7 protein-coding genes are annotated in these 10,192 nt (G+C 72.2%); 2 read left to right on the top strand and 5 right to left on the bottom strand.

Annotation, left to right across the window (positions count from 1 at the left end):
- Positions 1-67: 67 nt before the first annotated feature.
- The gene (locus tag ACPXBU_RS01295) at positions 68-2,701 is read right to left on the bottom strand and encodes a hypothetical protein (RefSeq protein ID WP_425755753.1); all 2,634 of its coding nucleotides are present in this window, start codon (positions 2,699-2,701) and stop codon (positions 68-70) included.
- A gap of 274 nt (positions 2,702-2,975) precedes the next feature.
- On the opposite strand from ACPXBU_RS01295, the gene ACPXBU_RS01290 reads away from it, so the two are divergent.
- Complete coding sequence (locus tag ACPXBU_RS01290) at positions 2,976-4,061, top strand: hypothetical protein (RefSeq protein WP_425755752.1); 1,086 nt, start codon at positions 2,976-2,978, stop codon at positions 4,059-4,061.
- 76 nt (positions 4,062-4,137) lie between these two features.
- Here the strand turns inward: ACPXBU_RS01290 and ACPXBU_RS01285 are convergent, their stop codons facing one another.
- Both ACPXBU_RS01285 and ACPXBU_RS01280 read right to left on the bottom strand, forming a co-directional pair.
- The gene (locus ACPXBU_RS01285; RefSeq protein ID WP_425756672.1) at positions 4,138-5,232 is read right to left on the bottom strand and encodes a glycoside hydrolase family 53 protein; all 1,095 of its coding nucleotides are present in this window, start codon (positions 5,230-5,232) and stop codon (positions 4,138-4,140) included.
- A 116-nt stretch (positions 5,233-5,348) separates the two neighbouring features.
- Positions 5,349-5,546 carry a hypothetical protein gene (locus ACPXBU_RS01280; RefSeq protein ID WP_425755751.1) on the bottom strand — a complete coding sequence of 66 codons (198 nt, stop codon included), beginning with the start codon at positions 5,544-5,546 and terminating at the stop codon, positions 5,349-5,351.
- Between the two features lie 95 nt (positions 5,547-5,641).
- Between ACPXBU_RS01280 and ACPXBU_RS01275 the strand changes: the two genes are divergently transcribed.
- Positions 5,642-6,856 (top strand): MFS transporter, encoded by a 1,215-nt coding sequence (locus ACPXBU_RS01275; RefSeq protein ID WP_425755750.1) that lies wholly within the window; start codon positions 5,642-5,644, stop codon positions 6,854-6,856.
- A gap of 24 nt (positions 6,857-6,880) precedes the next feature.
- On the opposite strand, the gene ACPXBU_RS01270 is transcribed toward ACPXBU_RS01275, so the two are convergent.
- Positions 6,881-8,647, bottom strand: a complete 1,767-nt coding sequence (locus ACPXBU_RS01270) for an extracellular solute-binding protein (protein WP_425755748.1) — start codon at positions 8,645-8,647, stop codon at positions 6,881-6,883.
- Between the two features lie 85 nt (positions 8,648-8,732).
- Complete coding sequence (locus tag ACPXBU_RS01265; RefSeq protein ID WP_425755747.1) at positions 8,733-10,127, bottom strand: protein kinase domain-containing protein; 1,395 nt, start codon at positions 10,125-10,127, stop codon at positions 8,733-8,735.
- Between the last annotated feature and the right edge of the window lie 65 nt (positions 10,128-10,192).

Genomic DNA, 10,192 nt, shown 5'->3' with positions numbered 1-10,192 from the left:
AACGCCGACGCGGCGGTTTCCGACGCCGTACCGGCGGAGTTGGGGGTTATCCCTCATGACCGGAGGGTCAGTCGGTGCCGGCACCGACAGACGCCCCGGCTTCCTCCAGGTAACCGAGCGGTGGACCGAGCAGCCGCTCGATGGTGTGCGCGTCGGTGAGCAGGCGAGGCGAGGCCGCTCTCCGCCGGGTCAGCGCCCGTTCCAGGCGGCTCAGAACGCTCCGGTCGGCATCGTCCAGACCGGACACGGACTGCTCGTCGGGCAACACCTCCCGCAACAGTACGGCGGTCGTCGGGATGCCGACGCGATCCGCCGCCACCGCTCCCTCACGGACGGCGAGCACCTTGAACCGGGCCCCGGCCAGGAACACCGCCTCGTCCAGATCCTGCTGTTCGGCAAGCGCGCCGGCCTGCCGCGCCGTACGCGACCAGACCAGGTAGTCGACATCGGCACCCTCCACGGCGAGGTCGGTGGCGCCGCTGACACTGCGGAAGCCGGGCTCCACCAGCAGGCCGCCCTCGGGGTAGAGGTGCCGCGCCTGGTCGGCCACCCGACCCTGGCAGAGCATGGCCCGGCGGTACGGCGGGAGGCGACGCAACCCGGACACCAGGCACGGCAGGTAGCCGGGCAGGGTCGGTGCCCGCCCGGCCCGCAGTCCCGCGTTGAGCCGGGCCGCCCCCGCCTCCGACCGGCCGAAGAAGACGTGCACGGCGACGAAGTCCGTCTTCGCCGACGCGGAGATGCCCTGGCGCAGCGCGGGCCACGCGGCCAGTGCGGCGTTGACGGTGGTGATCGAGTCGGTGAAGGCCGGGCCGAGGCTGGCCGCGAGGTCGCGCTGTTCCGCTGCGGTGCTGGCCCGGTCCTCGGCGGGGTCCGCCACGGCCGGCGCGTAACGGTGCACCGCGCGCCCACCGGGGTACGCGGCAGGCGCGCCTCGAAGCGAGGGGGTGAGCGCTCCTTCGCCTGCCGAGGCGGGGGCGCTGGCGACAACCGGGCGTTCGGGCTCGCCCAGGTACGGCCCGGAGCTGGTGATCACCGGTGGCGGACCGGCGGCCGGTCGAGGCGGGGGTGAGGGCTCGCCGGTCAGATCCTGCACGGCCGGTTGGCCGCCGGCGCCCGGCAGCGCCTCGGCAGCGGCCGCCGACCGTCTCGCGACCGGCAGGGACTCCACGTGCCGCCGCGCGGCGGCGGCCGGCGCCGCCGGGTCCACGAACTGGTGCACGGCCCCGGCTGCCACGGCCGGCTCCGCCGAACGTTGCGCCGCCCTGGCCGGATCCACGAACTGGTGCGCGGTCGCCGGCGGCCAGCCCCGCCCGGGGGCCTCCACCGACGTGGCCGCGACCGCCGCCGTCTGCGGACGCGGTGACAGCGGCACCGCAAGCGTCGCCTGGTTCGCGACGCTGCTCCGCCGATCGGTCGCCACGGAAGGCTGGCCGGTCCCCGTCGCCGAGGTCGCCCGGACGTCCACCGGCAGCCCCGCGAGGGGTGCCGCCTCGGCGCGCAGCGCCGCTTCCAGGCGTACCCTCGTCGCCTCGCCGGTCTGCCCCACCAGGGTGAGGCCCGGTGCTCCGCCGGCCGCGACGAGCATCCGGCACAGTTGGTCGACCAGTCGGTCGGAGTCGCGGACGTCGACCGCCAGCACCCACTCGGCGGGGTCGACGAAGGCCATGCCGTCGGGCTGACGGGCGCCAGCCGTGCGCAACAGGACGCCGGATGGGACCACCTCGGCGAGCAGGTCCGGCACTGTCGCGTGGCGGTAGAGGCGGCTGCTGGCGCGTACCCAACCGTCACTCAGCACGGGTGGTGACTGGCCGGATGCCCGTCGGTGCTGGCCCGGCTCGGGCACCCCGATGGGCTCGGCGACGGCGGCCGATTCGTCGAGGGCCGCCGCGAGTGCGGTCACCCAGTCGGCGCGCGGCGGCGGTGCCGTCGGGTCGAGCAGTGCGGTCTCGATCCGAACGATCGTCCTCGCCGGCAGACCCGCGAAGATCCCGGCGAGCGACCAGGGATCCGGTGGTGGCTCGCCGACATGGCGCAGGAGCAGCGTCGGCCGGTATCGGTCCACCGGCATGTCAAAGGCCGGGTCACCCACCGCGGCGGGTGCGGCGGCCGAGGCACGCAGAAGCACTCCGGCGGGGACGGGGTCGGCCACCAGCCCGGGCAGCACCACGGCCTGGTCCGGCAACGCCGGCTCCCAGGACGGGGCCGGGTAGCGGTTGCCGACCACCGGGCTGCTGACGCCCGGCCGGAAGGACCGCCAACCCCAGGCGCCCGTGCCGCCCGCCGCGTAGAGGGTGCCGTCCGGTGTGGCGTGTACGGGACCGTCCGGGGCGAGCAGTTCGACGCCGGTGCGGGCCGCCAGGCGGGTCAGCCAGGAGGCGTACGCCTCGTCCGGCCGGCCGAGGCCGCTCGCGGCCACCCAGACCCGTCCGACGCCCCACTCCTGGGCCGCGTCCTCGACCACCCCGCGCAGCACGCCACCGCAGGCGGCGCTGCGCACGGCGCGCTCGGAGGTCAGGACCAGCACGTCGTCGGACGCCGCGACGGCGGTACGCACCAGCTGCCACAGCAGCGACGGCGGATCGTCCCCGTGTGAGATCACCGCGGCCGAGCCGTGCCACTCCACGAAGAGTTCGTGGCCGGGGGGCGGTGCGACGCGGACCGGTCGGCGGAGCCAGCGCGGCAACCACAGCAGCGCCATCGGCCTCGGCCCCCCAGTTCGTCGGAGTCTCGCACCAGCCGCACCCCGATGTGCTGAGACTGACGCACCGTCGCGGCCACGGCGTCGGCCGCCGGCCGGCGGTGTCGGTTCCGGGGGAAATCCCCCGCCAGCGGCCAGACCGCCGGAGGCTCGTGCGGCAACTCGGTCAGGAGTGGCGGACAGCCGACATCGCCGCACACGCTTGCCGACTGTGACCATGGAGTCACCACGCGCACACTCCTCTCCGACATGTTCCCGTCGAATGGAGGAATAGATGCGTCTCCGATCGTTCGTCACCGCGGCACTGGCCGCCGTCCTGGCCGCCGGCGCGCTCGTGCCGGCGGCGCCGGCCGCGGCGGCCACCGCCGACCGCTGGGGCTTCGCGTACGTCAAGGACCCCACCGTCGCGGTCTGGACCGTGCTGGACACCAGCCGGCAGTGGGGTAGTTGGAAGACCGCGTTCCCGGCCGCCTGGGCCACCGGCATCAAGCTCGCGCCGGGCCGGTTCCAGGTACGGTTCCCGCAGGTGGGCGCCGGCGCGCGGGGCGTGCCGCACGTGACCCCGGTGAACCGGACCGGGCACTACTGCGAGGTGGTTCGCTGGTTCCAGTCCGGCGTCGACGAGATCGTCGACGTGCAGTGCCACAAGCCGGGCGGCACACGCGACGACACCCCGTTCACAGTGCTCTGGACGACCAGCTCCGGTGTGCTACCGGCCGGCACCTCCCACGCGTACGTGCAGTGGGCAAGCGCCCTGGTGGCGCAGTCGTACAACTCCACGGGCGCGGTGAACACGGCCGGACCGGTGGGCGTCGGGCAGTACCTGGTGCGGCTACCCGGGGTGGGGCTGGCCGGGGTGCTCGCCGGCAACGTGCAGGTCACCGCCGTGCAGCCGAACGCCGGCCCGCGCCGGTGCAAGGTCTCCTCCTGGGGCGCGGTCGGCACCGGCGTGCAGGTGTACGTCTTCTGCTACGACCAGGCCGGCGCGTTCGTCAACACCGACTTCGTCCTCTCCTACCACCGTCGGCGGCCGGTGATCGGCTCGCTGGCGCCACCGTCGCACTTCGGTTACCTCGGCACCGCCGTGGGCGGTCCGACGAACGACAACTCGGTGCTCGGTGTCGGCGCGAACACGGTGGCGCCGCTGGCGCCCGCCGGCCGCTACCTGGCGACCTTCCCGCAGGTCGGTCTCAAGGAGACACACGTCCAGGTGGTCGCGCAGGGTGCCGGCAGCAACTACTGCCACCTCACCCAACCCTGGCCGTACGCCACGAACGCCGACGTCGACGTGATCTGCTTCGACAACGCCGGCGTGGTCACCCCACACCGTTTCCTGGCCACCTTCACCTCCCGGCTCTGACGCCGGACCGGACCGGCGGTGGCCGTCCCCAGGTCGCCGCCGGGCCCGGCGGCGGCCTTCGGGGCGTCCCGGCGGGTCAGGGCGTCCAGCGCACGCCCGGGTTCACCCGCCCGGACCAGTCGAAGACGGCCATGTTGTCCCACTGGTTTCCGGTGCCGTTGATGTTGGCCGGGTCCCAGCCGTTGCCACGGACGGCGTACCAGGTCGGTTCCCAGTAGAAGACGCCGACGGCCCCCGCGTTGCGGGCCGTGTTCTGGACCCAGTCGAACTCCTGGGCCTGCCCGGACCAGGTCGCGCTGATGCCGTCACACGTCGCGTTGCCGATGGCGTTCGGCTCGCTGTCGGCGTTGTCGCGGGTGAAGGGGTACGCGGTCTCCGCGATCACCACCGGCTTGCCGTAGCGGCCGCGCAGGTCGACGATGGTGTTGTAGAGGTTCGCCAGGGTGCCGTGCCACATGCAGTAGTACGACAGGGCCGTGATGTCCCACTGCACACCCTGGGCGCGGATGCCGTCGTAGAACCACCTGGCGTTGGCGGTGCTGTCGGCGTTGGCGGTGTGGATCATCACCGGGATGCCGCCGCCACACGCCTTCGTCGCGTTGTAGCCCTGCTTCAGCAGCCCGGCCAGCGGGGCGAAGTCGTTGTTGACGACCTTGCCCTCGTTCCACAGCATCCCGACGTTGATCTCGTTGCCGATCTGCACGCTGTCCGGTGGGGTGCCCTGCCGACCGAGGCTGGAGCAGACATCGTAGGTGAAGGCGTACACGTCGGTGCCCAGTTGGCTCAGGCTGTGGCCGGCCCAGGCGGCCGGCTTGTACTGCTTGCCGGGGTCGGCCCAGGTGTCGGAGTAGTGGAAGTCGATAAGCACTTTGAGGCCCTTCGCCCTGGCCGTCCTCGCCTGGGCCAACACCCTGCTCTTGTTGTTGTAGCCGCTGGCCGGGTTGTTCCAGACACGCAGGCGGACGTAGTTGACGCCGGCGGACCTGAGGATGTCCAGTGGGTCGCGGGCGACCCCTCCGGCGTCGTAGTACCTGGCGCCCAGATCCAGGCTGCGCTGCAACGAGGAGACGTCGGCGCCCCGCATGCTGAGCGTGTTCGCGGCGGAGGCGGGCGCGGGCACGCCGCCGAGCGTGGCGCAGACGACGAGGAGGCCGGCCGTGACCGCCCCGATCAGGGTCCGGGGGCGGCGGTGCGGTGTGGCCGAAGAGGTGTTCACGAGGTACGACACGGGCGCCGCGATGTCATAGGTCGACGATGGGCCAATCCATCGATGATCGCCAACGTGTCTCACGCCTCGGCCGACCCCACTCGGGCGACGGAGGACGAAAAGGAGGGGATCGTCTTCCAGGCGGCCTTCGTCACGCCCTCCTCCTGGGCGCTCGCCGAGGCGGGCCGCTGCGTCGCTGCCATGATCTCGGCGGTGCCGGGGTCGACGTCGGCCGCGAACACCTCCGGGAACGTGTCCTGCAGGATGTACTGATCCATTCCGTGCCACCGTCGTCGGAGGGGATCGGCACCATCGTGATCCTGGAGGCGAGCTGGCGGCAGACACCCGTTGACTCGAAGGGAACGACAGACGAATGTCGTTCGATGTCGGACGCCGCGTCAGCGTCCTGCTGGCGATCGCCCTCTCCGCCTTCATCTTCAACACCACGGAGAACCTGCCGATCGGCCTGCTCAGTCTGATGTCGTCCGACCTCGGCGTGTCCCTCCCGGCCGCCGGTTTCCTGGTCACCGGCTACGGTCTCGCCGTCGCCGTCGTGTCGTTGCCGATGGCGCACCTCACCCGGCACCTGCCCCGCCGTTTCGTGCTCTCCGGCGTGCTTGTCGTACTGGCCGTGGCGACCGTCGGGTCCGTACTCACCGACTCGTACGGCGTCCTGCTGGGTGCTCGCATCGTCGTGGCCGTCGCACAGGCGGTGTTCTGGGCGGTCATGGGTTCGGTGGCGGTGGGGCTGTTCACACCCGCGATACGCGGCCGGGTCCTCGCCGTGACCTCCGTGTGCGGCTCGCTGGCGAACCTGCTCGGCGTTCCCGCCGGCACCTGGCTGGCGCAACACAGCCGATGGCAGCTGCCGTTCATCGTTCTCAGCATCAGCGCGCTCGTCGTCGCCGCCCTCATCGCCGTGCTGCTGCCCACCACCCGACCGGAGGAGAGCCACGCCGCGTTCGGCTCGGCCCCGGACCGCCGGCACTTCGTGGTCGTACTGCTCACCACGGCGGTGGCGATGACCGGTCTGTACACCTGCTTCACCTACCTCGGTGAGTTCATCACCGAGGTCGCCGGCTTCCCGGCACGCATGGTGGGCCCACTGCTGTTCGTCTACGGCGGCGCCGGAATCGTCGGCGTCGTGACGCTCGGCCACCTGCTGGACCGACGTCCGCGCGCGGCCCTGGTGCTCGCGGTCTCCGCGCAGGCGGCGGCAATGCTGCTGCTCTTCCAGTCAGCGGGCAGTCCGGCCCTGGTGATCGCCGGCCTCGCGCTGCTCGGTTGTTCCGCCGCACCCATCTTCACGGCCACCCAGGCGCGCATCCTGCACGTCAGCCCGGGCCGCACGGAGATCGGCTTCGCCGCGAACTCGGCCGCCTTCAACGTCGGCGTCGGCGCCGGCGCACTCGTCGGCGGGGCCGCGCTGTCGGCATTCGGGGTCCGCGGCGCGTTCCTCGTCGGGGCACTGCTGACCCTCGCCACAGTCGCCCTCCTGCTGGGTGAGCCGTTGCTGGCCTCGGGCCGACGCCGAACGCCCTCCCCCACCGGTCTGGTCGACGCGGGCAGGTCTCCCGGGGGCCGGTGAGTCTCCCCCGCCCCGTCGCGGGCGTCAGAAGCTGCTGACCAGCTTTACGAACGCCTCGTTGATGGTGGCCGGATCGGTGGCGTCGAAGGCCTTGCCCGACGACGCCTTGGCGATCCGGTCCAGGGTGGCGAAGTCCGAATCGCGGTCGAAGGCGATGCAGAACACCTTCACCGGACGATCCGGGTCCAGGGCCACCTCGGCGAGCAACCCGTCCAGGTCGTTGTCCTGGTTGTACTCGTTCTTGCCGTCGGTCAGCACGACGATCGCGTTGATCCGCTGCGGGTCGTACCTCTCGAGCAGTTCCCGGTGTGCGGCCCGGATCGTCGCGTAGAGGGCGGTGCCGCCGGCGACGTGAAGGCCGGCGATCTTGCTGTTGATCCGCTTCTCGTCGAACTCGCCGAGCGGAACCTCCTCCCGGTAGGGGCGCTTCGGTGGCGTCTCGGAGGAGAACGACCAGAGACCCACCCGGTCCTCGGTGTTGAGCAACGCGAGGCCCTTGTCCGCCGCCGCGGAGGCGACCTGGAAACGGTTACCTGCGGTGCCGACCTGCACGTCCATCGACCCCGAGGTGTCCAGGGCGATCAGGATGTTGGCCTTCTTGCGGAGCGTAGGCCAACCGTCCAGCATCGCGCCGACCACCTGCGGATCCGGGGGCTTGAAGTAGGTGAGTCCGGCGGTGGGCTCGGGGCCGACGCTGGCGAGCAACTCCGCCGAGGCGCGTTGCTGGTGATCCCGGAAGCCGAGGCGGGTGAAGCTCTTCTGCTGGTCGTCCTCGGTCAGGAATTTCTGGAAGTCGGCAGCCGCCGCCTGCTGCCGCCCATCGGCGGAGGGCAGCACCACGAACGGGTGGTCCAGGTTGAACGTGCCCTCCTTCGGATGGACGGCGACCAGCGGCACGTTCGGCCGGCGGCCCCGCTCCTGCCCGTCCTGCCGGGGGCTCAGCGCGCCCGAGTTGTAGAGGTCCACCAGCTCCTCCTGCAGGACGATGGCACTCATGTCGCCGGTGCTGCCCGCCCCGCCGGCCAGGTCCGCCTCGGCGAGGCTGCGCAACAGCTCCACCGAGTCGTCGCTGTAGTGCGACACGTTGGCCTCGATCCGCCTGACGAACTGGGTGACCGCGGGGTTGGCCAGGTCGGCGCGGGTCAGGTCGCTGGACAGTTGCGCCGCCGCGTAGTACGTGGCGATCGTCGCCGCCAGCCCTGAGGTGGACAGGTTCGGGTTGTCCTTGCCGAAGGTGAAGCGGCCCCACTCCGGCTTGCCGAAGCCGGCCCACCCCTCCCGCCCGGAGAGGCCCAGGACCTCCCCCCAGCCCAGCGCCCCGCGCTGGCGTACCAGGTCGGCCTTGGGCTGCGGCATCGCGATCACCAGCGGGCTGTTCGCGATCGACGGGTACTGGTCCGGGGTCTGCGGATCCCGCCCGGCGGCCTGGTCGAGCAGCCGGAGCTGGCCGGTCCAGAGGCTCGACGTCGGCAACCAGACCTGTGGTTGCGGCAGGCCGGTGTTGGTCCAGCCGGCGGCCAGCGCCTCGGTGGCCTTGCCCGAGTTCAACGCGCTGACGTGCACCTGGGCGCAGCCGCCGCCATCGATCGACCGGTCCTTGCGGTTGTAGCGTTCGGCCAGGTCGACGAGCAGAGCCGCCTTCTCCGTCGAGGAGTTGACCTCGAGCGTGGTGGTGCAGTCGGCGTCGCGCTGCCGGACGATCACGAACGCCCCGGCGATGACCACCAGCCCGGCGGTGACGGCGGCGGTGTACGGCAACCACTGCCGCGTACGCGTGGCGGTTGGGGGCATCGGGGCGTCCTCCTCGGCGGGCGGGGCGGTGGCAGTCAACCTATCGATCCCGCGCCAGCCGGCGACCCCGACCCCGGCACACCTGTCAGAGCCGGTCGGACCGTCCCCCGATCGCCGTCGCGACCAGCAGCCGGACCAGGTAGACCACGACGAAGGCGACCGCCCCGACCGCGGCGGCCGGGCCGACCGCGCTCGACGCGACGTAACCGGCGGCGGCGCCGACCGAGCCGAGGAAGAGCGCGGTCGAGATGCCCCAGGCATCCGAGGCCTCCCGACGCAGCCGCCGCAACGCGCCACCGCTGCGCTCCGTCACCTGCGGGTATGCCGGCTGCGTCGCCACCGGCGGGTATGCCGGCTGGGTCGGCGCCGGCGGGTGTCCCGGCTGCGTCACCACCGGCGGGTATCCCGGCTGGGTCGGCGCCTGCGGGTACGCCGGCTGCGTCGCCACCGGCTGGTACGCCGGCTGCGTCGCCGCCGGAAGGGATACGGGCTGGGTCGGCTGGACCTGGGTCGGTATCCGCGGCTGCGTCGGGCGCGGCTGCGCTGCCGTCGGCGTGACCGGGGGCAGCGGGTGGTTCGGTGTCGGCGCGCCCGCGGTCTCGTTGCCGACCTCGAGCAGGCTCTCCCGAGGGAGCGGAGCGGCGACCCTGCCGTCCTGCCGGAGCAGCCGCACCAGCACTCGCTCGGCGGCCGGCCGGTCCGCCGGATCCTTGGCCAGGCACTCCCGGATCAGCTCGTCCAGCACGGGCGGCAACGCGGGCAGCTCGGGCGGATCGTTCAGCACCCGGTGCATCACGGCGAAGAGCGAGTCGTTGCCGAACGGCGGCCGACCACCGGCGGCGAAGGCGATCGTGGCCGCCCAGGCGAAGACGTCGCAGGGTGGACCGACCGCGTCGTTGCGGAACCGTTCGGGCGCCATGTACGCGGTGGTCCCCATGACCCGGCTGGTCGCCGTGTCGGTGACGCCCAACGCGCGGGCGATGCCAAAGTCGATCACCCGGGGACCGTCCTCGCCCAGCACCACGTTGTCCGGCTTCAGATCGCAGTGCACCACGCCGGCACTGTGGATCGCGGCGAGCGCGGTAACGGTGCCGACCGCGAGCCGGTGCAGGGCGTTGCCGGTCACCGGACCACGCTCGCGGACGTGCCGGTGCAGGGTCAGGCCCTCGATGAACTCGCTGACCACGTAGGGCCGATCACCGTCCACCTCGGCGAAGAGCACCTGCGCGGTGCAGAACGGCGCGACGCGGCGTGCGGCGGCGATTTCCTTCACGAACTGCGACCGCGCCCGTGGATCACTCAGATCGACGTTCACCATCTTGACCGCGACCCGGTCACCGGCGTCGTCCTCACCGAGATAGACGACCCCCTGACCACCCGCGCCCAGCCGCCCGACCAGCCGATAGGGGCCTGCGGTGACCGGGTCGTGCGTCCACAGTTTCGTCAACCCCGGCACCGGCGCGCCGGCCAGCTCTGACATCCCGACTCCATACGTGTCGCGCCCGGCCACCGGCGGCGCAGGACACGGCCATCGTGCCATGTCCT

This window comes from Micromonospora sp. DT231 (assembly GCF_049847025.1).
In the GTDB taxonomy this organism is placed as follows: Bacteria; Actinomycetota; Actinomycetes; order Mycobacteriales; family Micromonosporaceae; genus Micromonospora.
This window is presented reverse-complemented; position numbering and strand designations above follow the sequence as displayed.